Raw genomic sequence first — 24,423 nt, 5'->3', positions numbered from 1 at the left:
CGGGCCTTTCGGAACCCGGCCCCGATCTGCCTTCCATCATGCGGGGCTTATCAGGCCTCGACAATCATCCGGCCGCGCATCTCCAGGTGCAGTGCGTGGCAGAAGTTGGTGCAATAGAACCAGAACACGCCAGGCTTGTCGATCTTGAAGGTGACCGATTTGGTTTCCAGCGGGTTGACCAGGAACTGCACGTTGTACTCGGGCAGGGCGAAACCGTGAGTCAGGTCTTCCACCTTGTCGAGGTTGGTCAGGATCAGCGTCACTTCGTCGCCGACCTTCACGTTGAACTCGATCGGGTAGTAGGTCGGTGCGATGGAGGCCATGCGCACGGTGACTTTCTTGCCTTCACGGGTCACGCCGGTTGCCTTGGGCTCCTTCACGGCGATCGGGGAATCATCTAGCGCATAGACCTGCTTGGTGTGGATCCAGTCGCGCTTGAAGATCACGAAGTCGTGCGGCTCGGGGCGTACGGCGTTGTCGTGCGCCAGGATCATCTTGTCACCGGTGATGTCGACCAGCTGGTCGTTTTCCGGGTGCATCGGACCCACGGGCAGGAAACGGTCCTTGGAGAACTTGTTGCCCACGGCCATCCACACGCCATCGGCTTCGATGGTCTCGGCCTGGGTGGCATTGATGTGACCGGGCTGGTACATCACGTCCAGACGATCCACCACCGGGTTCAGCGCCTTGTCACCAGCGTGCTTCTTGATGGCGGTATCGATGTTCCACTTCACCACCTGGCTGTCCAGGAACAGCGTGGTGTAGGCGTTGCCGCGGCCGTCGAAGGTCGTGTGCAGCGGGCCCAGACCGATTTCGGGCTCGGCCACGATGGCCTTCTCGATGTCGTCCAGCTTGCCGTCGAACCAGTCGAGCACTTTCTGCAGTTCGATCACGGTAGCGGTCGGAGACAGCTTGCCGGAGCAGATGAAGTACTTGCCGTCGGGCGTGGCGTTCACGCCGTGCGGGTTCTTCGGCACGGAGACGCGCACGCTCAGTGCCGTCTTCGGATCCTTGTTGGCTTCGACCGTGCAATCCACCACCGGCACCTTGGAGTCACCGATCGTGGTGGCCTTGCCGTCCTTGATGGCCTGCTCGATGCGGGCGATGTTGAAGAACAGGCAGGCATCGCGTTCGGCCGACATCATCTCGGCAAAGTGCACGCCGTTCTCGGTGTTGTACTGGTTGCTTGCGGCCAGCTTGCCGTCAAACGAGGTGGCCACCAGGTCGCAGTTGCCGTCGATGCGGGCTTGCCAGCGCACATCCATGGTCTCTGCGTCCACACAGGTGAACAGGCAGTGGTACTTGGTGGGATCTTCCAGATCCTTGCCCTTGTTGGGCATGGGCACGTGGAATTCCTGGCCGCAGAACACGCGGGTGGTGTAGTTGATGGCGGGATCGACCGGATCGCGCTTGTCCGGGAAGATGCCGTGGAAGCCCTGGATGTTCGGGATCTTGGTGATCTTGTCGCAGACCATGTAGTCCAGGCGGAAACGCGCCAGACGGGCATTGATCTTGTCGTTGATCCAGGCGTACTTGCCGTCGTAGATGCCATCCTTGTAGGAGGCATGGATGTGGTGCGTGTCCGCAACCGTGTATTCGAGCGAGCCATCGGCCTTGGTGCCCATGACAGCCTTGGATTCATTGGTCAGGCCCCAGCCGATCAGCGCATCAGGCACAAAGCACGGAATGCGCAGCAACTCGCGGCCGGAAGGAATGCCGATCACGCGGGCATCCCCCGTGTGGCCACTGCTCCACAGGCCGTAGTGGGTATCCAGCTGGCCGGGCTTGACCTCGACCGAACCGGCACCGCCGACCTTGTGTTCACCGCTGCCACCACCGCTGGCAGCTGCGCCGGCACCAGATGCACCGCCGCCGGCAGGTCCCTTGTTCTCGTTGCAGCCAGCCAGGCCCATGGCACCTACTGCGCTGACGCCAACGGCCGCCGCAGAGTGCAAAAACCGCCGACGGCCCAAACCGCTTGCGGCACCCAATACCTTGCTCGTTTCCTCAGTCATGACACGCTCCTTGACAAAGTTCAGTGTCGGAACCGAACTCCCCAGCCCGGCCAGCACTTTACCTATTTACATAATACGCACGATCACGCACTTGCAACCAGATACAAACCGCAATCGATTGATGTCAGTCAAGCCTTTGGCCACCCCTTGCGCGATCTGGCGACAAACCACTCCCCCGATCGAAACGACGTCATTAGAATGCGGTTCATATGTTGGCGTTGGTACACACGATCCCGTTACAGGGTTAACCCGCCGCAACCCGACCCCGCAAAAGCAGCGTCCGGGCCGGAATCATGATGAATGGAGAACAAGCATGATGGGTAGTCCAAGCTTCTCCCGGCGCGCCGTTCTGGCCGCGCTAGGTGCCGTTGCGCCGCTGGTGGTTCTGCCGGTTTCCGCCAGTGTTTCGGTGCCCTACCGGGCCCGGCGCACACTGATGGGAACGGTGGTGGACATCACTGTGGCCGATGGCGCGCAGGCGGGCGTGGCGCAGAAAGTGGATGCCGCGTTCGATGCCATGCAGCGTCTTGAGGCCATGATGAGCCGCTTCGATTCTGCCAGCCCGCTCAGCCGCATGAATCAGGCTGCCGGTGCCCAGGCGATGGCTGTTCCGCGCGAGATGCTGGACGTACTGCAGCAGGGCCAGGCCCTGTCGCGCAAGACCAGGGGTGCGTTCGAACCCCTGCTCGGCCGCCTCACGGCGCAGGCCGATCGTGATGTGGGCCCAATGGACAACGCCCAGATCCAGCGCCTGCTGCCGCATGCTCGAAGCAGCGCCCTGCAGATCGACAAGCGCGCCGGTCGCGCGCGCCTGACGGATCCGCTGGCACGCATCGATCTGGGTGGCGTGGCCAAGCTGCCGATTCTGCAGGCAGGTCTGGATACGCTGACGCAGGCCGGCCTGCAGGGCTGCATGATCAATGGGGGCGGTGATGTGCTCGCTTCCCGCCGTGCCGATGGCCAGCCCTGGCGCATCGGCGTGCGCGATGGCGTACAGCCGGACCGCTTGCTGGCCGTGGTACCGCTGAAGGAAGGCATCGTGGCTTCGTCAGGCGACTACGAGCGCTACATCACCATCGGTGGCGCACGCTACCACCACATCATCGATCCGAAGACCGGCCGCCCCACCGCCGGCATCCACGGCGTGACACTGGTGGCTGAAACGGTGGATCAGGTGAATGGTCTGGGAACCGCTGCCATGGTGGCCGGCCCGGCTGGGGCTTCGCGCAGCCTGCAGGCCTGGGGAGCACCGGAGTTCATCGTGATGCATGCCGACCGCCAGGTGGAAATCGGCGGCGCACTGGCGAGCAAGCTGCTGCCGCCACCGGGGCAGAAGGCGATTCGCCGCGCCTGATTCGGGCGCAAGCCAGACAGACGGGGCTCAGGCGGAAGCTTGAGGCCAGTTTTCTTGCGCTTGAGCGGTCGTGTCAGGAACCACTTCCCGTCTGCTGCTCCCTGTCGGCAGTCGGCAGTCGGCAGTCGGCAGTCGGCAGTCGGCAGTCGGCAGTCGGCAGTCGGCAGTCGGCAGTCGGCAGTCGGCAGTCGGCAGTCGGCAGTCGGCCAGTGTTACCCGTTCCTGCGTCGCAGCGATCGGCTCAGCAGAATCACCGGTACCAGCCCCGCCAGCACCAGCGCCAGACTGGGCAGTGCCGCTTCGGTCAGGCGCTCATCCCGCGCCAGCTGGAAGGCCGATACGGCCAGCGTATCCATGTTGAAGGGGCGCAGCACCATGGTGGCCGGCAGCTCCTTCATCACGTCGACAAACACCAGCAGCAATCCCGCCAGCACCGGCCCGCGCAGCAAGGGCAGGTGCACCTGCCCCAGCAGGCGCCAGCCGCCGATGCCCAGCAGGCGTGCGGATTCGTCCTGGCTGGCCGGAATGCGCGCATAGCCGCCCTGCACGCTCTGCAGAGCCACGGCAGTGAAACGCACCAGATAGGCCCACAGCACCCCCAGCACGGTAGTGGTGACCAGTCCGCCAATCGTCCACTCCGGCTGCCAGGCCTGCAGCGCCGCCACCGGCAGCAGCAAACCCACCACAATCACCGCGCCAGGCACAGCATAGCCCAGCGAGGCCAGTTGCATCAGCCCGCCGGTCATGCGGCCGGGGAAAAGACGTGCGCTTCCCGCCAAGGCCAGCGCCAGCAAGGTCGCCAGCACGGCAGCAGACAGCCCCAGACGGATGCTGTTCCAGGCCCAGGGCAGGAACTGCGCCCACATCACTTCCTGATCCAGCTCCAGCCCCTGCAGCAAGGGGCGCAGCATCATCAGCACCGGTGCCGCAAAACCGAGCACCACCGGCACGGCGCACAGCAGATGGGCCACCATGGCCCGCCCGCCCTGCAGCACGGGCACCCTGCCCTGCGTACCACCCTGACGCTGGCCACGGCTGCTGGCAAAGCGCATGCGACGGCGCGCACGGCGCTCCAGCCACAGCAGCAGGGCCACGGTTGCCAGCAACACCAACGCCAACTGGGTGGCGGCAATATGGTCATCCATCACCACCCAGGCCTTGATGATGCCTGCGGTAAAGGTCTGGATGCCGAAATAGCTGGAAACGCCAAAATCTGCCAGCACCTCCATCAGCGCCAGCGCCACGCCGGCAGCCACCGAGGGCCGCACCAGCGGCAGCGCCACACGCAAGATGCGGGTCCGCAGGCCGGTGCCCAGCATGGCCGCCGCTTCCATCAGATGTGTGGCACGCTCCAGCAGCGCCGTGCGCGCCAGCAGATAAACGTAGGGATAAAGCGTGACGATGAACAGGAAGGCCGCACCCCACACCGTGCGCACCTCGGGCAGCATGCGCCCTTCGGCCTGCAACGCCTCACGCAGCCAGGTCTGTGCCGGGCCGCTGAACTGCAGGAAATCGGTATAGGCGTAGGCGCTCACATACGCCGGCATGGCCAGCGGCAACAGCAACAGCCACTCCCACTGCCGGCGGCCGCGGAAATCGAACAGGGTCACCAGACTGGCGCTGCCCAGCCCCAGAAACAGCGTGCCGACAGCCACCAGCACACACAGCAGCAGCGAGGTCCAGGCGTACTCCGGCAGCACCGTCAGCGCCATCTCGCGCACGATGTCCGCGCTTTCCGCATTCCACTGCAACGCTGCCGCCAGCACGGCCAGCACTGGCAGCACCAGCATCACACCAACCGGAAGCAGCCAGAAGCGCGCGATCCATCCGCCCAGACGCGCACGTGTGTGACCCGACATCCGGGCGGACGATGTGTCCGGATCCGGGTCATTGGGCTCTGAAGACAGTGGGATGGCAGTGGAATTACGCATGGTTAATTAATGAGAATTATATTCATTTAATCTATAATTCCCGGACTCCGTTTCTGATTTTGCCCCGTCGCCCCATGCAACTGACCATCGACTCCCTCAGCGTGCACTACGCCGGACAGACTGCCCCTGCGGTGCAGGATGTCAGCCTGTCACTGCCTGCCGGGCAGATTGGCGTGCTGCTCGGCCCGTCCGGCTGTGGCAAGACCACGCTGCTGCGTGCCGTGGCCGGGCTGGAAACCGTATCGGCTGGCAGCATCGCGCTGGCGGGTGAAGTCATCAGCCGTCCGGGCTATGCCGTGGCGCCCGAGCAGCGCCGCATGGGCATGGTGTTTCAGGATTACGCCCTGTTCCCCCATCTCGATGTGGGCCGCAACGTGGCCTTCGGCCTGCAATCCCTGGCCAAGGGCGAGCGCCAGAAACGTGTCGCCGAGGTGCTGGAGCTGGTCGGCCTGGGAGGCCTGGAGGGACGTTATCCGCACGAGCTTTCCGGTGGCCAGCAACAACGGGTCGCCTTGGCGCGTGCCCTGGCGCCGCGTCCGCAACTGCTGTTGCTGGACGAACCCTTCTCCAACCTCGATGCCGGCCTGCGCGACCGTCTGGCGCAGGAACTGCGCGACATCCTGCGCTGCCACGGCACGACTGCGCTGCTGGTCACGCACGACCAGCACGAGGCTTTTGCCATGGGCGACCGCATCGGCGTGCTCTATCAGGGGCGCCTGCAGCAATGGGCCGATGCCGCCACGCTGTACCGCGAGCCGGCGACGGCCTTTGTGGCCCAATTCATCGGCCAGGGCATGCTGGTGCCCGCCCTGCAGGACCCTTCCCGCTCGGGCTGGATGCAGACACCCCTGGGCGCCATCAGCGGCCCGCTGGCTGCCGGAGATTCCTGTCTGCTGCTGCGTGCGCACGAGATCGTGCACGATGCGCAATCCCCGCTGCAGGCCGAGCTGCTGCACAAGGCCTTCCGTGGCAGCCACTGGCTGTACACGCTGCGCCTGCCGACTGGCGAAACCGTGCTGGCCGAAATGCCCACCGACATGACGCATGCCGTGGGCGAACGTGTGGCCCTGCGCGCGCAGCCGGGGCAACTGGTGACCTTCAGCGATCCGGTACAGAAGGCGGCCTGAGCCGGCTCGACCGCTCGGGCCTGGTCCGAAACCTGTCACCGGCGGAAAGTGCTTGGCGCATCGGCCAACCGCACCCCTGCCTCACGCCTTGCCGTGCGCCCAGCGCTTGTGAAGCCGGCGTGCCGCACTGTCCAGCAGCCAGCCCAGCAGGCCAATGAACAGCACCGCGGCCATCAGTTCGGAATACGCCAGACGATCGCGCGTATCCAGGATGAAATAGCCCAGCCCCTTGCTCACGCCCAGCATTTCGCACGGTACCAGCACGATCCAGACAATGCCGATGGCCAGACGCAGGCCGGTCAGCACATGGCCCAGCACGGCCGGAATGATGACGCGCGCCAGCATCTCCACCCGCGTGGCACTGAGCGAGGCACCCAGCTGCAGCCAGTTGGGATCAATGGTACGCACGCCGGCACTGGTGTTGAGCATGATGGGCCACACCGCCGCGAAGGTCAGCAGGAAATAGATGGGGGCATCGCCCACGCCGAACAGCATCACCACGATCGGCATCCAGGACAGCGGAGAAATCATGCGCAGCAGCTGGAAGGCACCTCCAGTAGCCTGCTCCACGGCGCGCGACCGGCCGATCAGCAAGCCCAGCGGCACGCCGATCACCAGGGCCAGCACCAGTCCTACCAGCACCCGCTGCAGGCTGGCCAGCACATGCGCCCACAGTTGCCCGCTGCCCAGCAACCAGCCCAGACTCTTGAAGGTAGGCCAGGGAGCCAGCAGGCTGGCAATCGGCATGGTCTGCTGCAGCAGCCAGGCACCGATCTGCCACAGCAGCAGAAGCACCAGCAAGCCCAGCGCCGCGCGTGCGGCCGAAGGAAAGCTTTCAGCACGGAAGGAGGCAGAAGCCTGGGAAAGACCGGTGCCCGATGCTCTTGTAAATGAATCCGCTGCGGCAGACGCATCAGCTACGCCGGTCCGCTCCACATGCATGGGTGCTCCCCCCTCTCCGGAGATTACGGTAAGTCGACCCGCGTCCTGCGTCAACGGGGGTGATGAAAGAGGCAAGGTCGTACTTGTCATGGACTGAACTTCCGGTGTCATGCCAGCAGGGTTTCCTGCCGGGCAAAGCTGGCGGGCAAAGCAAAACGGGCCTGGCTCTGGGTGGATTCGATGGCCTTGCGCACAAAGCGCTCGTCCACCAGTTCGCCTGCCACACGCGCGGGATCGAGATCGCGCAGGAACAGGTTTTCACCCGCGATGTGTGTCTGCTTGAGCAGTTCAACCATTGTTTCGGTGTAGCTGGCAAACGGGTAGGGCTGAAAATCGATGCGCGACTGCTTCCAGTCGGGATGGCGGATCGCCCCGCTATCCACATAGCGCTGCCAGTCGGCCTGCGGCGGCGCCAGCACCTTGCCCAGCACGGCGGGCAGATGCGGCGTGTATTTGCCCTCGCCTGCATTCGACAGCAGGGTCGCGGCTTCAACACGGTGGTCCAGCGTCCACAGTTGGGCCTTCACCAGTGCGTTGGTCACGCGCTGCACCCACTCCGGCCGACGCTCCACATCGTGCGCATGCGCCACCGTCACGCAGCAGGCATGGTCGCGCCAGACATCGCCGGTAAAGCGCAGCACCTTGCCCACGCCCTTGTTCTCGGCCACCGCATTGAAGGGCTCGGCCACGATGAAGCCGGCAATGTTCTTCGCCGCCAGCGCCGCCACCATGTCGGACGGCGCCATCACGATCAGACGCACCTGGCGCGGGCCGGGCGCGTCGTTTTCGGTCACTTCCAGCCCGTTGCTGCGCAGCAGATACTGCAGCACCACGTTGTGGATGGAGTACCAGAACGGAATCGCCACCGTCTTGCCGCCCAGTTCAGCCACGCTGTTGATGCCCGGCTGCACGGTCAGCGCCGAACCCGCCATGTGGTTCCACATCAGCACCTTCAGCGGCGACTGGCTGCCATAGCGTGCCCACACCGTCATCGGCGACAGCACATGCACCATGTTCACCTGCCCGCTGATGAAGGCTTCCACCAACTGCGCCCAGCTGCGGAACAGCACCGGCTTTTCCACCACCACGCCCTCGGCCTCGAACAGCTTGCGGCTGTGCGCCACCAGCAGCGGCGTGGCATCGGTGATCGGCAGATAGCCGATGCGCAGCGGCGCATCCGGCTGCATGGCATGGCGCTGGCCACAGGCCTGCAGCAGTGGCAGGCTGCCGGCGCCGGTAAACAGCGCCGCCAGTTTCATCCATTCACGTCGGTTCATGCCGGCAGCCCTCAGATCACGTATTCCACGGTTTCGAGCTGCTGACGCTGCAGGCGCGAATCGCGCAGCGCCTGCAGGATCTCCACCCGCAAGGCATTCATCTGCAGCCCCACATCCTGACGCGGATACGGTGCCTGCAGACGCCACTGCCCGATCAGGCGACCGGGGCTATTGCCGATCAGCAGCACACGATCCGACACGGTCAGGGCTTCGTCGATGTCGTGCGTCACCAGCACCGCCGCAGTCTGGTGGTGGGTCGCAATGTCGCGCAGCAGCTCCTGCATTTCTGCGCGCGTCACTTCGTCCAGCGCGCTGAAAGGCTCATCCAGCAGCAGCACCTCCGGCTGGCGCGCCAGCGCACGGGCCAGTGCCACGCGCTGCGCCATGCCCCCGGAAAGTTCGGCCGGATACGCCGTAGCAGCATGGCTCAATCCCACCTCCTCCAGCGCCGCATCCACGCGACGCTGCAACTCGGCCTTGCCCAGCTGCGGCTGGTGCCTGAAATCCAGCCCGAAGGCCACGTTCTCGCGCACATTCAGCCAGGGAAACAGCGAGGCCTGCTGAAACACGAAGGCCGCACGCGGATGCGGCTGGCGCAACGGCTGGCCAAACAGGGCTACCTCACCGCGCTGCGCCTGCTGCAGTCCGGCCAGCACCCGCAGCAGCGAGGACTTGCCCACGCCACTCGGGCCCAGCAACGACACCAGTTCGCCCGGCTGCAGCGCCAGCGAAAAATCCTGCAGCACCCATTTGTGCGAACCATCGCCCTGGGCATATCCCAGTGCGATGTCGCGGGCTTCCAGCACCGTGGCAGCGTGTGTCATGCGTCAGCGCTCCTGCAGATCAGTCCGGAATTTCAACGAAATCATCCTTGCCGACACCGCAGTCCGGGCAGGTCCAGTCGTGCGGAATGTCCGCAAAACGGGTACCCGGTGCGATGCCGTGCTCGGGCATGCCGGCGGCTTCGTCGTAAATCATTCCGCAGGGAATGCACATCCATTGGCTCATGAAATACTCCTTCAGGCAGCCTGGGTTTCGGTCTCGGCGGCCTGGGGCGCCACGGCGTTCGGGCTCTCCCCAGCACGTTCCTTGCCCGCGGCCTCGGTTACGGCCGCAGCGGCCTGCGACGCTACCGCTGCCGGATTGGCTGCTGTCAGCACCGCAATGTCATGGCGCAGTTGCTTCAGCGCCGGCGTCACGATGGCCACAAACAGGGCCTCGCGGCTGCGTCGCTGTGCCGCATGGCGCATCAGGTAGCCACGCGCGCCGGCATGCAGCGCCGCAGACTGGGCCGCACGCAGCGACAGCTCGCTCGCATGCAGACGCGCCTGCAGCACCGGAAGCATCTCCACGCTGCCCGCCTCCGCCTGCTGCGCCAGCTGACGCGTCTTCACGCGCAGCGCATCCAGCTCTTCCTGCAGGTCGTCATGCTGGTCATCCAGCCAGGCGTTGGTCACGCACTGGGTCAGATTGCTCTCGCGGATCAGTTTCAGGCTGCCCTCGATCACGCCCAGCGCCATGCCGATCTGCAGCAGGATGAAGCCCGGCTTCACCCGGCCCAGAAAGGCGTTGAACTCGTTCGGCTGCGCCAGCACATCGGCAAAGGGAATGTGCACCTTGTCGAAACGCACATTCAGCGTGCGCGTGCCCTCCAGCGCGCAGAACTCGGGGCAGGGCTTGAGCGTCACGCCGGGCGCATTGCCGCGCACCACAAACATCACATAGCCGCCCTCACCCAGCTGCGCCGTGGCCGCAAACACATGCTCGTCCCCCAGGTTGGACACCCAGGGCAGACTGCCGCTGACCACATAACCGCCCTCTTCCGGCTCGGCCTGCAGCAGATGCTTCTCGATGCCGCTCAGGTGCTTCACCGTGTTGGACATGCCGGTTCCGGCCAGCAGTTCGCCGCGCAGCACTTGCGGCAGATAGCGCTCGCGCACGGCAGCGTTGCTGCTCTGACGCAGATACCAGGCAAACGTGCCCTGGCACCACAGGGTGAAGGCCGTCGCGCCGCACTCGGCCCCCACGGCCGCCATCACTTCGATCTGCGTCGCCAGACCGAGGCCGGAACCACCTTGCTCCGGCTGCGCCAGCGACGCGAAGCCGCCCAGCGCCCCGAGTTCACGCAGCCAGGTTTCGGGATAGAAACCCTGGCGGTCAATCTGTTCCACCAGCGGGCGCAGACCGGTACGCACATGCGAGCGGACTTGTCCCAGCAGGAGTTGAGCGGTTTCGGACATGGTTGTCTCCTTCATCACCGGATGGCTTGCACAGGCAAATACCACCCCCGGCACCTGCATCGGCAGGCGCCCTCTATCAGTTCAATCTTTGGAATGGGTAGCCGCGACTCCTGTCGCGGCTGCCTGATCCTCGCGTGCCGACTGCCCATTGGCTGAGCAGTGGCCCGCAGCATCAGGCGTAAGGCTGCAGCTCGGGGTTGATCGGCGTGCGCGCCAGGTTGTTCGAGTAGTTGCACAGCGTGGCCAGCGCCACACCCAGCACCACTTCCAGTGCCTGCTGCTCGCTGTAGCCAGCGGCGTGGAAGGCGGCCAGATCGGCATCCGGCACATTGCCCTTGTGCTCCATCACGGCCAGCGTGAACTGGGCCAGTTGCTGCAGCTTGGGATCGTTGATGGCATTGGTGCCACGCAGCGCCTCCACCACCTCGTCGGGCAGCAGCTTCTTCTTGCGCGTCAGCGCGGTATGGCCGGCCACGCAAAAGCCGCAGCCATTCGTCACCGCAGCGGTGATCTGCACCACCTCGCGCTCGCCCGCGCTCAGGCTGGTACGGCCATTGATGGCGCCGACTTCCTGGTACATCTCCAGCGCAGTGGGCGCATTGGCCAGCACGCCGATCAGGTTGGGCAGGAAGCCGTTGTTCTTCAGCGCTGTCTGCAGACGCGGCTGGGCTTCGGGATGGGCGGAATCAACGGTATGGATAGGCAGGCGGCTCATGCGGAGGATCCTTCAAAATTTGGCAATGCTTCGCATGGTAGGGATGCTCTTCATAATTGAAAAATACTTTTTCCTGGTTTGCATATTCCAAAATGAATATATATTCAGGGAGGAACCTTTCACAGCCCCACCAGACCAGACTCGATCCGCCAGGTCGACGCAGGGGTTTACCCGAGGAAATGCATGACCCCCACTCGTATCCAATCGCAACTTTCGTGACTTAAATCACAATGCTCGCATCCTGCTCTTGCGCAGAAGTCATGCAGCCACAGAGGAATCAGTCATGAAGAAACCCCGCTCCCTGCCCCTTGCAACCCCCATCTGGCTGGCCAGTGTCCTCCTCGTCGCCAGCCTGACGGGTTGCGCCAGCTCCGGCACCCAAGCCGCGAGTGACAAGGTCGACCCCCTTGAGCGCTATCGCAAGCAGGCGGTGGAATGGAAGACATGCGACCCCACCATTCTGGGCAACGAGGAAGACTGGGGAGATGATCCCGACGAGGATGAGGAAATCGACATCTCCATGGACAGCGCCAAGCGCAAGTACGGCAATCGGCTACGGTGCGCATCCATTCGGGCACCGCTGGATTGGGCTAACCCCGACCGCGGCGACGTCGTCATCAGTCTGCTACGTTTGGCTGCGAGGAAGCCGGATCAGCGGCGTGGCTCGCTGCTGATCAATCCCGGTGGGCCCGGCGCGGATGGCCTGCCCATGGCCTTCAACATCGAACAGTTGCTGATCGAGAAAGGCGATGCCGAGCATCCTGAGCGCGCCCTGCACCTGCAGCTGGTAAATGAATACGACATGGTCGGCTTTTCGCCACGCGGCACGGGTGCCAGCACCCAACTGCGCTGTGCCAGCAACGAACTGGTTCACACGCTCGATTACAGCGCCGCGGGCATGACACCCCAGAATATCGCTAACGCCCGTTACAACAACCGCAAGGAAACCGAGGCCTGCCTCAAGAACCCCATCACCCCTTTCATCAATACCGATGCGACAGCACGCGACATGGACCTGATCCGCGGTCTGCTGGGGGATGGAAAGCTCAATTACCTCGGCTATTCATACGGCACCTGGCTGGGTGCCTGGTATGCCAGCCTGTTCCCTGATCGGGTTGGTCGCATGGTACTGGATAGCTATATCGATTTTTCAAGGCCGCTGGACTTCGTCCCCCCGCAAATCCCGGCACGCCAGCGAGCGCTGGACGACATTTTGATTCCCTACGCCGTGCGCCATGCCCGGCACTTCCAGCTTGGAACCTCCGAAGCTGCAGTGCGCAGGAGCATGGCCGATTTAAGCGCACGGATGCAGCATACGGTCGCTGTTCCTCTGATGCTGACGGGCTACAGACGCGATGGCGCCGACGATTTTCTGGAAATCATCGCCATCGCACGCGAACTTGACGGGCTGTTCAAGTCGATGCCCAAACCGCTGAACTTCGCTGCCGCTGAAAAAGCCGCGCAGCGCCTGCCCTTCATCACCAGGATTCCCGCGCGCAAGGCAGACCGTCAGATCATCGCTCAAAGACTTCTGGCGAGTTATTTCGAGTCATTGCGCAACCCAAAGAGGGAAAGCCTAGATCTGGACTTCAATGCATCCACCTACGCGGCGATCCGCTGCAACGATGCGCCAGCCTCCGTCGATGAGAACGCGTGGGAAAAGCGGATCAAGGAGTCGGCCGAGCGTACACCCCACTTCTTTTTCGGTCTGTACGGTAACCCATGCACCACTTGGACACGCCCAAGCGTGACACAACCCGACTGGTCCCCTCTGCGGTCACTGGATCTGCTGCTGGTGCAATCCCAGTATGACGTGGCCACTCCCCTGGAAGGAGCCAACGCCTTCTTTGACCAACTGCCTCGTGCCTACCGCGTTTATGTGCGCGGCGAACTCGAGCATGGCGTCTTTCCTTACCGCGACAAGAACTGCGTCGACCAGACCGTCGCCCGCTACCTGCTTGGCGAATCACCCGCACAGCGCGAAACCGTGTGCCCGGCCCATCCCCTGCCCCTGGATGCACGAAAGCCCGAAAACCGCAAGTAAGCGCAACCATCCGGGGCCACGCGCTGCTGGATCAACCATGCGCCTGCTCGCTCCGGAGCCAGCCCCCTCACCTAGAAACCCGAGCCCCAGCAAAAGGCCCCCTCGTGCAAGCACAGAGGGGGCTGATGGCACGGGCCGGCGCAAACCGACCCATCAGGCAATCGCCGTTTACTCGATCGCCTTCACCATGTCCTCGACCACTTTCTTGGCATCGCCAAACACCATCATGGTCTTGTCCATGTAGAACAGCTCGTTGTCCAGGCCGGCGTAACCGGCGGCCATGGAACGCTTGTTCACGATCACCGTCTTGGCCTTGTAGGCTTCCAGGATCGGCATGCCGTAGATCGGGCTGCCCTTCTGCAGCGCAGCCGGGTTCACCACGTCGTTGGCGCCCAGGATGATGGCCACGTCGGCTTGTGCGAACTCGCCGTTGATGTCCTCCATCTCGAACACCTGGTCATAGGGTACTTCGGCCTCGGCCAGCAGCACGTTCATGTGGCCAGGCATGCGGCCGGCCACCGGGTGGATCGCGTACTTCACGCTCACGCCATGCTCGGTCAGCTTCTGCGCCAGTTCGTTCACGGCGTGCTGCGCACGCGCCACGGCCAGACCGTAACCCGGCACGATGATCACGCTGTCGGCGTTGCTCAGCATGTAGGCTGCATCGTCCGCACTGCCGCTCTTGACGGTACGCTGCTGCTGGTCGCCACTGGCAGCCGCACCGGCGTCCCCGCCAAAGCCACCCAGAATCACGTTGAAGAACGAACGGTTCATCGCCTTGCACATGATGTAGCTCAGGATGGCACCGGACGAACCCACCAGCGAACCGGCAATGATCAGCATGCTGTTGTTCAGGCTGAAACCAATGCCTGCAGCCGCCCAGCCCGAGTAGCTGTTCAGCATGGACACCACCACCGGCATGTCGGCGCCGCCGATCGGGATGATCAGCAGCACGCCCAGCAGGAAGCCGATCAACGTCACCAGGATGAAGGCGGTCCAGCTCTGCGTCATGGCAAAGCTCACGATGAAGAACAGCGCGGCAATGCCCAGGCCCAGGTTAATCCAGTGCTGGCCGGGGAAAGTCACCGGCGCGCCCTGGAACAGGCGGAACTTGTACTTGCCGGACAGCTTGCCGAAGGCAATCACGGAACCGGTGAAGGTGATGGCACCGATGAAGGAGCCCAGCGCCAGTTCCACGCGGTTGCCGACCGGAATCGGATCACCCAGCGCGGCAATGCCCAGCGCATGCGGCTCGGCCACGGCTGCAATGGCGATGAACACCGCAGCCAGACCGATCATGCTGTGCATGAAGGCCACCAGCTCGGGCATCTTCGTCATTTCGACACGCTTGGCCATGATGGCACCGATGGAACCGCCGACCAGCAGGCCCAGCAGCACCCAGGTCAAGCCGAAGGGCGAACCCGCCAGCTTGACGATCAGCGCCGCCGTGGTCAGCACGGCGATGGTCATGCCGACCATGCCAAACATATTGCCGCGGATGGAGGTGGTCGGATGCGACAGGCCCTTGAGCGCCTGGATGAAGCAGATGCTTGCAACCAGATAGAGCAGAGTAACTACGTTCATGCTCATTTTTCAGCTCCCTTCGCGGCGGGCGTCTTGCGCTCCTTCTTCTTGAACATTTCCAGCATGCGGCGCGTCACCAGGAAGCCGCCGAACACGTTGACCGCGGCCAACGCCACGGCAGCCACACCCATGGTCTTGGCCAGGGCGCCCTCGGTCAGGCCGGCGGCCAGCATGGCACCGACGATCACGATCGCGGACACCGCGTTGGTCACGGCCATCAGCGGCGTATGCAGCGCGGGCGTGACGTTCCACACCACGTGGTAGCCCACATAGATGGCCAGCACGAAGATGATGAGGTTGATGATGGTGGGAGAGACGATGTCCATGATTACTTCCTCTTCACTTCGCCGTTCTGCGTCATCAGGCAGGCCGCCACGATGTCGTCTTCCATGTCGACCTTCAGGCCCCCTTCTGCCGGCAGCACCAGCTTGAGGAAGTCGATCACGTTGCGCGCATAGAGCGAACTGGCATCGGCCGGCACCAGGCCGGCGATGTTGGTCTCGCCCACGATGGTCACGTCGTGCACGCGCACGGTCTGGCCGGCCTGCGTCAGCGGGCAGTTGCCATCCGTGCCGTTCGGGCCCTTGCCGGCGGCCATGTCCACGATCACGGAACCGGGCTTCATGGCCTTGACCATATCCTCGGTCACCAGCGTGGGCGCAGCGCGGCCCGGAATCAGCGCGGTGCTGATCACCACGTCGGCAGCGGCCACGCGCTTGGCCACTTCGGCCTTCTGGCGCTCCAGCCAACTTTGCGGCATGGGGCGGGCATAACCGCCCACGCCTTCGGCGGCTTCACGTTCTTCGTCAGTCTCGTAGGGTACGTCGATGAACTTGGCGCCCAGCGACTCGACCTGCTCCTTCACGCTCGGACGCACGTCGGAAGCCTCGATCACGGCGCCCAGACGCTTGGCGGTGGCAATGGCCTGCAGGCCGGCCACACCCACACCCAGGATCACCACACGCGCGGCCTTGACGGTACCGGCCGCGGTCATCAGCATGGGGAAGAAGCGCGGGTACTTGTCCGCAGCCAGCATCACAGCCTTGTAGCCGGCGATGTTGGCCTGGCTGGACAGCACGTCCATGCTCTGCGCCCGCGTGGTACGCGGAGCGGCTTCGAGGGCAAACGCGGTGATACCCGCAGCCGCCATGCGCTCCAGATTGGCGCGATCAAACGGATCAAGCATGCCGACCAGGGTGGCAGACGGCTTGATCTGGGCCAGTTCGGCTTCGGAAGGCGCACGCACCTTCAGCACCAGTTCGCTGCCCAGCGCCGTGGCCGCATCGACGATGCTGGCGCCGGCTGCCTCATAGGCCGCATCGGTAATGCCGGCACGAATGCCGGCGCCTGCCTGGACTTTCAGGGTATGTCCCTGTCCGACCAGTTTTTTCACAGTTTCCGGTGTTGCGGCCACGCGGGCCTCGCCGGGCACTGTTTCCAGTGGGACTCCAATTTGCACGTTACTCCTCCAATATCAAACGGAACCTGTGTATGTCTGGCCTCTGCGGGCCATTCGGCAGACGATCGTCGCGCCCCCGTTTCACGGCACGGGACGAAGGCATCCCATGCCGACCGATCTATTGCAACAGATATTAACAGTCAAAAGCACGCCTTTCGGCGTAATTACCCAATAAGCCGGCGGCAGCAACGACCCGAATTACTGCCGCGCGTTGCGCACGGCCGGTGGCAGCGCCTGCGGGTGGCTGGTGCGGAAGGGGTTGATGTCCAGCCCGCCGCGACGGGTGTATCGCGCATAAACCGAGAGTTTGACGGGCGCGCAGCGGCTCCAGATGTCGGTGAAGATGCGCTCCACGCACTGCTCGTGAAACTCGTTGTGGTTGCGGAAACTCACCAGATAGCGCAGCAACCCTTCGTGGCTGATTTGCGGGCCGCTGTAGCTGATCTGCACACTGCCCCAGTCCGGCTGCCCGGTAATCAGGCAGTTGCTCTTGAGCAGGTTGCTGGTCAGTGTCTCGCTCACGATGCCCTCTTCCGGGATCGTGGTCAGCAGCTCGGGCGCGGGATGGTAGTGCGTGCACTCGCAGTCCAGGCGATCCAGGCTGAGGCCGTCCAGCTCGTGGATCGGCTGCTGGTCGAACAGTTCGGACGGCACCAGGCGCACGCCGATGCTGGCATCCATGGTGGCGGCCCCGCGCCAGGCCGCCTCGTTCAGGTCGGCAAAAATGCGCTCGCGCACTTCCTCGATCAAGCCGATGCGCGTGTTGTTGAAGCTGTTCAGGTAGAGCTTGAAGGATTTGCTTTCGATGATGTTGGGCGTCTCGCAGGGAATGTTCACCTGCAGCAGCGCCACCTGCGGTTTGCCGCGCAGATTGAGCCAACTGAGTTCATAGCCGGTCCACAGGTCGGCGCCCATGAAGGGCAGGCGGCCGGTAATGCCGATTTCATCGCGCTTGGGCTGGCGCGGCAGGGGAAACAGCAGCGTGGGATCGTACTGGTCGGCGTAGCTGACGGCCTTGCCGAGGGGAGATTGCTCAGGAGTGGGCATGGATTTTCAACCGGAAAAAAGCCGCCATGGCGCGGCGGCATGCATCTTTTCATTGTGACGCAGCACAGCCCCGCTGCGGCCTGGCCGTGGCGCCCGCGTCACACCTTTGCGCGCCGATGCCGCCTCACTCCTGCCGGCGGCGAAACACCAGACGATCCGGACCGGAAGCCTCGGCCGCAAATGCATAGCCATCCGTGGCGAAACCCTGCAGCCCCTTGACCGACTTGATCTTGTGCTCGACCGCATAGCGCATCATCAGGCCACGCGCCCGCTTGGCATGGAAGCTGATGATCTTGTAGACGCCGTTCTTGTCATCCTCGAACACGCACTCGACCACGCGGGCCTTCAGCGCCTTGCGGTCCACCGCCTTGAAGTATTCCTGCGAGGCCAGGTTCACCAGCACCGGTTCGGCCGCGCCCTCTTCCTCGAAACGCGCATTCAGGTACTCGGCAATGCGGCTGCCCCAGAACTGGTACAGATCCTTGCCACCGGGATTGGCCAGCTTCGTGCCCATTTCCAGGCGATAGGGCTGCATCAGGTCCAGCGGGCGCAGCACGCCATACAGGCCACTGAGGATGCACAGGTGCTGCTGCAGCCAGTCCAGCTGCGCCTTGCCCAGCGAGTTGGCATCCAGCCCATCGTACACATCGCCATTGAAGGCCAGCACCGCCTGCTTGGCATTGTCCGTATCGGCCTTGGTGCTCCAGGCCTGGTAACGACCCACGTTCAGGGCAGCGAGCTTGTCGCTCAGGCTCATCAGGGTGGCGATCTGCTGCGGCGACTGCTCGCGCAACACGGCAATCAGCTCGGCGGATTGTTCCGGAAACAGCGGCGCGCTGTGCGTGGCCACTGCAGGCGGGGTGTCGTAATCCAGGGACTTGGCGGGAGAGAGAACAAACAGCATGGCAGAAACAAAAATGGCAGGCGTTGTGAATGCCTGCCATTATCACCAAGGGTTCTGCTTACTGCAGGCGCGTGCTGCCTTGCACCCAGTCACGGCCCTGTTGCTCGGCGTAGCTGGCCGCCTCCAGCGCGCAGGCAAACTCGCCGGCAAAAGTCACGATGCGGTCGGTACGCGAGCAGCCGCTGCCGCTGGCGATGGACACGCGCGGCGCATAACCGCCGCTGGGCATGCGCAGCGGGCATGCCTGGATGTGGTAGCGGCCCAGCGCAATCGGCGCGCGAGCCTGGTTAATGGAATGGTTCATGTCTCAAAATCTTTCTGATAACGTCGCGGTCGGCATGCGCCAGCCGGCGTGCGCACGCAAAACGTGGCACTTCAAGTGGCAACTGTGGCCGAAAACTGTGACGGGAAAATGTCAATTGGGCGCTCCCGATCCGGGAGAAACCCGCAGCCCCATGAGCGAAACTGCAGCGAAGATGGCGGCATCCGGGAAAGGCCGGACACTGCCCTTGCATGCGTGCTTTTTATCGTGAAATCTAATGGGCACGCGAATGCAAAATGTAATATTAGCAAGAATCAACCCCAGACTCAAGTCTTTCCATAGGCAAAAATGTAATTCTGTGGTTTACATTTCCGCCTCGGGGACATTTCACGTGTTTGTATGATGTCTGCCATGTCCATGCCCTTCACTCTCTCCCGGCCATGATCTGGAACAGCCTGCTGCTCGGCCTTTCCATCGGCACCGTCATGGGCCTGACCGGTGCCGGCGGCGGCATCCTGGCCATCCCGGCGCTGGTGCTGGGCATCGGCATGAGCATGGTGGCCGCCAAGCCGGTTGCCTTGCTGGCCGCCACGGCCGGTGCCATGCTGGGCGCGGCAGACGGCCTGCGGCGCGGGCTGGTGCGCTACAAGGCGGCGCTGTTCATGGTGCTGCTGGGCGCCATCACCTCTCCCATAGGCCAGTGGCTGGCCCATCAGGTGTCGCCCGAACTGCTGGCCGTGCTGTTCAGCGGCATCCTGCTGTTCGTGGCCGTGCGCGGCTGGCGGCAGGGCACGCGCTCCCGCAGCGCCATCCTGGTCGAGCGCGTCACCCCCTGCATGCTCAACCCCGCCACCGGCAAGTTCAGCTGGACGCCCCGCTGCTTCCTCACCCTGGGCGGCATCGGCGCCGTCACCGGCCTGATGACCGGCATGCTGGGCGTGGGCGGCGGCTTCTTCATCGTGCCCATGCTGCAGCGCTTCACCAACCTCAGCTACCAGAGCATCGTGCTCACTTCCCTGGCCGTGATTGCGCTGGTATCCGGCTCCACCGTGCTGCAGATGGTGCTGCACGGCACCCGCATCGAGCCCTCGGGCTGGTGGTTTGTCGGCGCCACGGCGCTGGGCATGTTCGCCAGCCGGCTGTTTGCCCACAAGGTGCCGCAGCACTGGCTGCACCGGGGCTTCGCCCTGCTGGTGCTGCTGGCCATGCTGTTGCTGCTGCTCAAGACCTTTGCCCCGCACTGGCTGCCCCTGGCCTGACCCATCCGACGCGAGGATTTGCCATGACGCTCCGCATCACTCCCTTCTTCGACAGCTTCTCGAGCACCCTGAGCTACGTGCTCGACCTGGGCGACGGCGCCCCGTGCGCCATCATCGACCCGGTGCTCGATTACGACCCCAAGGCCGGCCGCACCAGCACCGACAGCGCGCGCAAGCTGATCTCGCATGTGCAGCGTCACCGCCTGCAACTGCATTGGATCATCGAGACCCATGCCCACGCCGACCACCTCTCCGCCGCGCCCTTCATCCAGCAGCAGCTGGGCGGCAAGACCGTCATCGGCAAGCACATCACCACCGTGCAGCGCACCTTTGCCGGCATCTACCATTTGCCCGGGCTGCCCACGGATGGCAGCCAGTTCGACGTGCTGCTGGGCGAAGGCGAGCAAATCGAGCTGGGCGGCGTGCGCATCGAGGCCATGCATGTCCCCGGCCACACGCCCGCCGACACGGCCTGGCATGTGCATGCGCCGGCAGGAGAAGCCGATCTGGTCTTCGTGGGCGACACCCTGTTCGCGCCCGATGGGGGCACGGCGCGCTGCGACTTTCCCGGCGGTTCCGCCTCGCAGCTGTACCACTCGGTGCACCGCCTGCTGGCCCTGCCGGACGACACCCGTCTGTTCCTCTGCCACAACTATGCCGATGGCGTGGCCGACAACCCGGCGGCCTATTGCGAGCACACTGTGGCCGAACAGCGACGCAGCAACAAGCATGTGCGCGACGGCATCAGCGAAGAGGAGTTCGTCACCATGCGCACGGCCCGCGACGCCACGCTGGACATGCCGCAACTCATCCTCCCAGCGGTGCAGGTCAATATTCGCGCCGGCGCCCTGCCGGAACCCGAGGACAACGGCACGCGCTATCTGAAAATTCCGCTGGACGTCCTGTAAGGCTGAACGCCTCCGGACAAGGCCGCAGGCTTGCAGTGCCAGCCAAGTCCCGTCACGCCCTGCCCGAACAGGCATGACGCCTCCCTGCAAGCACGCCCCGTTGTACCCGGAGACCGACACCTGCCACCAGGCAGCTCGCTGCACTGCACCATCCGCGTGCATGAGGCTGCCACAGGCCGTAAAATGAAAGTTTGGCCCGCGCCAGCGCGGCGTGGCGCCCCTGCATGACAAACTGCTTCCGGCCGCGGCCCCCTGCCGTGCAGCCATGGATGCCCATTCGACCCCACACCATCATGACCGACGCCCTGCAGCAACCTGGCCTGAACAGCCTGACCAAATCGTTTGAACCCGCCGCACTCGAGGCCCACTGGGGCCCGGAATGGGAAAAACGCGGCTACGGCCAGGCCGGTTTCCGCGGCACCGGCACGCCCAGCGCGGCAGCACACGCCGCCGGCCATGACTTCGCCATCCAGCTGCCGCCGCCCAACGTCACCGGCACGCTGCACATGGGCCACGCCTTCAACCAGACCATCATGGACAGCCTGACGCGCTACCACCGCATGATGGGCTACAACACGGCCTGGATCCCCGGCACCGACCACGCCGGCATCGCCACCCAGATCGTGGTGGAGCGCCAGTTGCAGGGCCAGGGCATCAGCCGCCACGACATGGGCCCCACCCCGGCCGAGGCACGCAAGAACTTCGTCGCCAAGGTCTGGGAATGGAAGGAACAGAGCGGCAACACCATCACCACGCAGATGCGCCGCATGGGCGACAGCGTGGACTGGAGCCGCGAATATTTCACCATGGACGACAAGCTGAGCAAGGTCGTCACCGAAACCTTCGTTCGCCTGTACGAGCAAGGCCTCATCTACCGCGGCAAGCGTCTGGTCAACTGGGACCCGGTGCTCAAGAGCGCCGTGAGTGATCTCGAAGTGGAAAGCGAAGAGGAAGACGGCTTCCTCTGGCACATCGCCTACCCGCTGAAAGACGAAGACGGCAGCCTGCAGGCCGCCGGTGCGCCGAGCCACCTGACCGTGGCCACCACCCGCCCCGAAACCATGCTGGGCGACGTCGCCGTCATGGTGCACCCCGAAGACGAGCGCTACCAGGCCCTGATCGGCAAGACCGTGATCCTGCCGCTGGTCGGCCGCGAGATTCCGGTGATTGCCGATGACTACGTGGACCGCGCATTCGGCACCGGCGTGGTCAAGGTCACGCCCGCGCACGACCCCAACGACTACCTGGTCGGCCAGCGCCACAAGCTGCCGATGATCTGCGTGCTCAACCTCGACGCCACGATCAACGACAACGCCCCCGAAATCTTCCGTGGCATGGACCGCTTTGCCGCGCGCAAGGCCATCGTCAAGGACCTGGAAGCGCTGGGCGCCCTGGTCGAGACGAAGAAGCACAAGTTGATGGTGCCGCGCTGCGCCCGCACCGGCCAGATCGTCGAGCCGATGCTGACCGACCAGTGGTTCGTCGCCATGAACAAGGTGGGCGAAGGCGACCCCACCGGCAAGAGCATCGCCCAGAAGGCCATCGACGCCGTCGAAAGCGGCCAGGTGCGCTTCGTGCCCGAGAACTGGGTCAACACCTACAACCAGTGGATGAACAACATCCAGGACTGGTGCATCAGCCGCCAGCTCTGGTGGGGCCACCAGATTCCCGCCTGGTACGACGAGGAAGGCAATGTCTACGTCGCCCGCAACGAGGACGAGGCCAAGGCCCAATGGAAAGCGCGCATTCAGGAAGGCATGGCCCACGCTCGTGTGCGTTGCCACACCTCGATTACGGACAGCCTGCAGCTCAAATTGACACAGGGCCCCAAGCTGACGCGGGATGAAGACGTGCTGGATACCTGGTACTCCTCCGCTTTGGTTCCGTTCAGCACCATGGGGTGGCCTGATTCGGTTTCGGGGGGCGCTTCGAACGACTACGACCTGTATCTGCCGAGCACGGTGCTGGTCACCGGCTACGACATCATCTTCTTCTGGGTCGCCCGGATGATCATGATGACCACCCACTTCACCGGCAAGGTCCCGTTCCGCCACGTCTACATCCACGGCCTGGTGCGTGACGCGCAGGGCAAGAAGATGAGCAAGTCCGAAGGCAACGTACTGGATCCGGTCGACCTGATCGATGGCATCGAACTCGCCCCGCTGCTGGACAAGCGCACCACCGGCCTGCGCAAACCCGAAACCGCACCCAAGGTGCGCAAGGACACCGAGAAGGAATTCCCCAACGGCATCCCCGCCTATGGCGCAGACGCACTGCGCTTCACCTTCGCCGCGCTCGCCAGCCTGGGCCGCAGCATCAACTTCGACAGCAAGCGCTGCGAGGGCTACCGCAACTTCTGCAACAAGCTCTGGAACGCCACCCGCTTCGTGCTGATGAACTGCGAAGGCCATGATTGCGGCATCGTGGCGGATCCGAATGCGCCGAAGGTCTGCGACAAGAGCCACAAGACCTTCTCCCAGCCGGATCGCTGGATCGTCAGCCAGTTGCAGCGTGTGGAGGCGGAAGTGGCCAAGGGCTTTGCCGAGTACCGCCTCGACAACGTCGCCAACACGCTCTACGACTTCGTCTGGAACGAGTTCTGCGACTGGTATCTGGAAATCGCCAAGGTGCAGATCCAGACCGGCGATGCGCCGCGCCAAACCGGCACGCGCTACACGCTGATCCGCGTGCTGGAAACGATCCTGCGTCTTGCCCACCCGATCATCCCCTTTATCACCGAAGAACTGTGGCAGAAGGTGGCCCCCATCGCCGGCCGCGCGGGCGACTCGATCAGCATTGCCGAGTATCCGGTGTGCAACCCCGAGAAGTTCGACGAGCAGGCCGAGGCGCATGTGGCCAAGCTCAAGCAGATGGTCGATGCCTGCCGCAACCTGCGCGGCGAAATGGGCGTATCGCCGGCACAACGCCTGCCGCTGTATGCGCTGGGCGATGCCGCCTTCCTGCAGGAAGTGGCACCCGCGCTGCAGGCGCTGGCCAAACTGAGCGAAGTGAAGGTGTTCGACAACGAAGCCGATTGGCAGGCCGCGGCCCAGGCCGCTCCGGTGGCCGTGGTCGGCGAGGCCCGCCTGGCCCTGTTCATGGAGATCGACAAGGACGCCGAACGCGCCCGCCTCTCCAAGGAAGCCGCCCGCCTCGAAGGCGAGATCGCCAAGGCCAACGGCAAGCTGAACAACCAGAACTTCGTCGCCAAGGCCCCGCCTGCGGTGATCGAACAGGAACAGAAGCGCGTGGCCGAGTTCGGTGCCACGCTGGCCAAGGTGAAGGAACAACTCGCCCGCCTGGGCTGATCCTTGCCCGACGGCGCAGCGCTCCCCGGCCTGCGCCGTTTTTCCCC

General features: G+C 64.0%; 20 protein-coding genes. 6 read left to right on the top strand and 14 right to left on the bottom strand.

Annotated features, from left to right (window positions below; all coding sequences use genetic code 11):
- Nucleotides 1-50 precede the first annotated feature (50 nt).
- A complete protein-coding gene (gene nosZ, locus BMW28_RS04000) occupies nucleotides 51-2,015 on the bottom strand; it encodes a TAT-dependent nitrous-oxide reductase (protein WP_091814133.1) in 1,965 nt (654 codons plus the stop codon).
- A gap of 313 nt (nucleotides 2,016-2,328) precedes the next feature.
- Between nosZ and BMW28_RS03995 the strand changes: the two genes are divergently transcribed.
- Complete coding sequence (locus tag BMW28_RS03995; protein WP_159430708.1) at nucleotides 2,329-3,369, top strand: FAD:protein FMN transferase; 1,041 nt, start codon at nucleotides 2,329-2,331, stop codon at nucleotides 3,367-3,369.
- 212 nt (nucleotides 3,370-3,581) lie between these two features.
- Here the strand turns inward: BMW28_RS03995 and BMW28_RS03990 are convergent, their stop codons facing one another.
- Complete coding sequence (locus BMW28_RS03990) at nucleotides 3,582-5,228, bottom strand: ABC transporter permease (RefSeq protein WP_091814131.1); 1,647 nt, start codon at nucleotides 5,226-5,228, stop codon at nucleotides 3,582-3,584.
- Nucleotides 5,229-5,374: 146 nt separating this feature from the next.
- Here BMW28_RS03990 and BMW28_RS03985 point away from each other — a divergent pair, with 146 nt between their 5' ends.
- Nucleotides 5,375-6,427 (top strand): ABC transporter ATP-binding protein, encoded by a 1,053-nt coding sequence (locus tag BMW28_RS03985; RefSeq protein ID WP_091814129.1) that lies wholly within the window; start codon nucleotides 5,375-5,377, stop codon nucleotides 6,425-6,427.
- 81 nt (nucleotides 6,428-6,508) lie between these two features.
- Here BMW28_RS03985 and BMW28_RS03980 read toward each other — a convergent pair whose 3' ends face one another.
- The 6 genes from BMW28_RS03980 to BMW28_RS03955 all read right to left on the bottom strand — a co-directional run bounded on the left by BMW28_RS03980 (nucleotide 6,509) and on the right by BMW28_RS03955 (nucleotide 11,601).
- Nucleotides 6,509-7,228, bottom strand: coding sequence for an ABC transporter permease (locus tag BMW28_RS03980; RefSeq protein ID WP_407640927.1), 720 nt, complete (start codon nucleotides 7,226-7,228; stop codon nucleotides 6,509-6,511).
- 248 nt (nucleotides 7,229-7,476) lie between these two features.
- A complete protein-coding gene (locus BMW28_RS03975; RefSeq protein ID WP_091814123.1) occupies nucleotides 7,477-8,646 on the bottom strand; it encodes an ABC transporter substrate-binding protein in 1,170 nt (389 codons plus the stop codon).
- 11 nt (nucleotides 8,647-8,657) lie between these two features.
- A complete protein-coding gene (locus BMW28_RS03970) occupies nucleotides 8,658-9,470 on the bottom strand; it encodes an ABC transporter ATP-binding protein (protein WP_091814120.1) in 813 nt (270 codons plus the stop codon).
- Between the two features lie 19 nt (nucleotides 9,471-9,489).
- A complete protein-coding gene (locus BMW28_RS03965) occupies nucleotides 9,490-9,654 on the bottom strand; it encodes a rubredoxin (RefSeq protein ID WP_091814117.1) in 165 nt (54 codons plus the stop codon).
- Between the two features lie 11 nt (nucleotides 9,655-9,665).
- Nucleotides 9,666-10,886 carry an acyl-CoA dehydrogenase family protein gene (locus BMW28_RS03960; protein WP_091815462.1) on the bottom strand — a complete coding sequence of 407 codons (1,221 nt, stop codon included), beginning with the start codon at nucleotides 10,884-10,886 and terminating at the stop codon, nucleotides 9,666-9,668.
- Between the two features lie 172 nt (nucleotides 10,887-11,058).
- Nucleotides 11,059-11,601 carry a carboxymuconolactone decarboxylase family protein gene (locus BMW28_RS03955; RefSeq protein WP_091814115.1) on the bottom strand — a complete coding sequence of 181 codons (543 nt, stop codon included), beginning with the start codon at nucleotides 11,599-11,601 and terminating at the stop codon, nucleotides 11,059-11,061.
- 283 nt (nucleotides 11,602-11,884) lie between these two features.
- Between BMW28_RS03955 and BMW28_RS03950 the strand changes: the two genes are divergently transcribed.
- Nucleotides 11,885-13,645 (top strand): alpha/beta fold hydrolase, encoded by a 1,761-nt coding sequence (locus BMW28_RS03950; protein WP_091814113.1) that lies wholly within the window; start codon nucleotides 11,885-11,887, stop codon nucleotides 13,643-13,645.
- A 168-nt stretch (nucleotides 13,646-13,813) separates the two neighbouring features.
- Here the strand turns inward: BMW28_RS03950 and BMW28_RS03945 are convergent, their stop codons facing one another.
- The 6 genes from BMW28_RS03945 to BMW28_RS03920 form a co-directional block, all read right to left on the bottom strand.
- Nucleotides 13,814-15,235 (bottom strand): NAD(P)(+) transhydrogenase (Re/Si-specific) subunit beta, encoded by a 1,422-nt coding sequence (locus BMW28_RS03945; RefSeq protein ID WP_091814110.1) that lies wholly within the window; start codon nucleotides 15,233-15,235, stop codon nucleotides 13,814-13,816.
- Nucleotides 15,232-15,555: an NAD(P) transhydrogenase subunit alpha part 2 gene (locus tag BMW28_RS03940; protein WP_091814108.1), complete on the bottom strand. Its 324-nt coding sequence runs from the start codon at nucleotides 15,553-15,555 to the stop codon at nucleotides 15,232-15,234. Before BMW28_RS03940 ends, BMW28_RS03945 begins: the two co-directional genes overlap by 4 nt.
- Before the next feature lie 2 nt (nucleotides 15,556-15,557).
- Nucleotides 15,558-16,688, bottom strand: a complete 1,131-nt coding sequence (locus BMW28_RS03935; RefSeq protein WP_091814105.1) for a Re/Si-specific NAD(P)(+) transhydrogenase subunit alpha — start codon at nucleotides 16,686-16,688, stop codon at nucleotides 15,558-15,560.
- A gap of 198 nt (nucleotides 16,689-16,886) precedes the next feature.
- Complete coding sequence (gene queF / locus BMW28_RS03930) at nucleotides 16,887-17,735, bottom strand: NADPH-dependent 7-cyano-7-deazaguanine reductase QueF (protein ID WP_091814103.1); 849 nt, start codon at nucleotides 17,733-17,735, stop codon at nucleotides 16,887-16,889.
- 124 nt (nucleotides 17,736-17,859) lie between these two features.
- Nucleotides 17,860-18,639, bottom strand: coding sequence for a peroxide stress protein YaaA (gene yaaA, locus BMW28_RS03925; RefSeq protein ID WP_091814100.1), 780 nt, complete (start codon nucleotides 18,637-18,639; stop codon nucleotides 17,860-17,862).
- Between the two features lie 58 nt (nucleotides 18,640-18,697).
- Nucleotides 18,698-18,943 (bottom strand): hypothetical protein, encoded by a 246-nt coding sequence (locus BMW28_RS03920; protein ID WP_091814098.1) that lies wholly within the window; start codon nucleotides 18,941-18,943, stop codon nucleotides 18,698-18,700.
- Between the two features lie 398 nt (nucleotides 18,944-19,341).
- Here BMW28_RS03920 and BMW28_RS03915 point away from each other — a divergent pair, with 398 nt between their 5' ends.
- The 3 genes from BMW28_RS03915 to BMW28_RS03905 all read left to right on the top strand — a co-directional run bounded on the left by BMW28_RS03915 (nucleotide 19,342) and on the right by BMW28_RS03905 (nucleotide 24,376).
- Nucleotides 19,342-20,160, top strand: a complete 819-nt coding sequence (locus BMW28_RS03915; protein ID WP_091814095.1) for a sulfite exporter TauE/SafE family protein — start codon at nucleotides 19,342-19,344, stop codon at nucleotides 20,158-20,160.
- Nucleotides 20,161-20,183: 23 nt separating this feature from the next.
- A complete protein-coding gene (locus BMW28_RS03910; protein ID WP_091814092.1) occupies nucleotides 20,184-21,068 on the top strand; it encodes an MBL fold metallo-hydrolase in 885 nt (294 codons plus the stop codon).
- A 293-nt stretch (nucleotides 21,069-21,361) separates the two neighbouring features.
- The gene (locus tag BMW28_RS03905; RefSeq protein ID WP_091814090.1) at nucleotides 21,362-24,376 is read left to right on the top strand and encodes a valine--tRNA ligase; all 3,015 of its coding nucleotides are present in this window, start codon (nucleotides 21,362-21,364) and stop codon (nucleotides 24,374-24,376) included.
- Nucleotides 24,377-24,423: the final 47 nt, after the last annotated feature.

The organism is Allobrachymonas denitrificans DSM 15123, from assembly GCF_900110225.1.
Taxonomy (GTDB): Bacteria; Pseudomonadota; Gammaproteobacteria; order Burkholderiales; family Burkholderiaceae_C; genus Brachymonas; species Brachymonas denitrificans.
Note: the sequence above shows the minus strand (reverse complement) of the source record. Positions and strands in the feature narration are given on the sequence as shown.

What these genes read in the sequence shown, in the direction of transcription:
- nosZ (WP_091814133.1), bottom strand. Translation starts at nt 2,015, where the DNA reads ATGACTGAGGAAACGAGCAAGGTATTGGGTGCCGCAAGCGGTTTGGGC.
- BMW28_RS03995 (WP_159430708.1), top strand. Translation starts at nt 2,329, where the DNA reads ATGATGGGTAGTCCAAGCTTCTCCCGGCGCGCCGTTCTGGCCGCGCTA.
- BMW28_RS03990 (WP_091814131.1), bottom strand. Translation starts at nt 5,228, where the DNA reads ATGTCGGGTCACACACGTGCGCGTCTGGGCGGATGGATCGCGCGCTTC.
- BMW28_RS03985 (WP_091814129.1), top strand. Translation starts at nt 5,375, where the DNA reads ATGCAACTGACCATCGACTCCCTCAGCGTGCACTACGCCGGACAGACT.
- BMW28_RS03975 (WP_091814123.1), bottom strand. Translation starts at nt 8,646, where the DNA reads ATGAACCGACGTGAATGGATGAAACTGGCGGCGCTGTTTACCGGCGCC.
- BMW28_RS03970 (WP_091814120.1), bottom strand. Translation starts at nt 9,470, where the DNA reads ATGACACACGCTGCCACGGTGCTGGAAGCCCGCGACATCGCACTGGGA.
- BMW28_RS03965 (WP_091814117.1), bottom strand. Translation starts at nt 9,654, where the DNA reads ATGAGCCAATGGATGTGCATTCCCTGCGGAATGATTTACGACGAAGCC.
- BMW28_RS03960 (WP_091815462.1), bottom strand. Translation starts at nt 10,886, where the DNA reads ATGTCCGAAACCGCTCAACTCCTGCTGGGACAAGTCCGCTCGCATGTG.
- BMW28_RS03955 (WP_091814115.1), bottom strand. Translation starts at nt 11,601, where the DNA reads ATGAGCCGCCTGCCTATCCATACCGTTGATTCCGCCCATCCCGAAGCC.
- BMW28_RS03950 (WP_091814113.1), top strand. Translation starts at nt 11,885, where the DNA reads ATGAAGAAACCCCGCTCCCTGCCCCTTGCAACCCCCATCTGGCTGGCC.
- BMW28_RS03945 (WP_091814110.1), bottom strand. Translation starts at nt 15,235, where the DNA reads ATGAGCATGAACGTAGTTACTCTGCTCTATCTGGTTGCAAGCATCTGC.
- BMW28_RS03940 (WP_091814108.1), bottom strand. Translation starts at nt 15,555, where the DNA reads ATGGACATCGTCTCTCCCACCATCATCAACCTCATCATCTTCGTGCTG.
- queF (WP_091814103.1), bottom strand. Translation starts at nt 17,735, where the DNA reads ATGCCCACTCCTGAGCAATCTCCCCTCGGCAAGGCCGTCAGCTACGCC.
- yaaA (WP_091814100.1), bottom strand. Translation starts at nt 18,639, where the DNA reads ATGCTGTTTGTTCTCTCTCCCGCCAAGTCCCTGGATTACGACACCCCG.
- BMW28_RS03920 (WP_091814098.1), bottom strand. Translation starts at nt 18,943, where the DNA reads ATGAACCATTCCATTAACCAGGCTCGCGCGCCGATTGCGCTGGGCCGC.
- BMW28_RS03915 (WP_091814095.1), top strand. Translation starts at nt 19,342, where the DNA reads ATGATCTGGAACAGCCTGCTGCTCGGCCTTTCCATCGGCACCGTCATG.
- BMW28_RS03910 (WP_091814092.1), top strand. Translation starts at nt 20,184, where the DNA reads ATGACGCTCCGCATCACTCCCTTCTTCGACAGCTTCTCGAGCACCCTG.
- BMW28_RS03905 (WP_091814090.1), top strand. Translation starts at nt 21,362, where the DNA reads ATGACCGACGCCCTGCAGCAACCTGGCCTGAACAGCCTGACCAAATCG.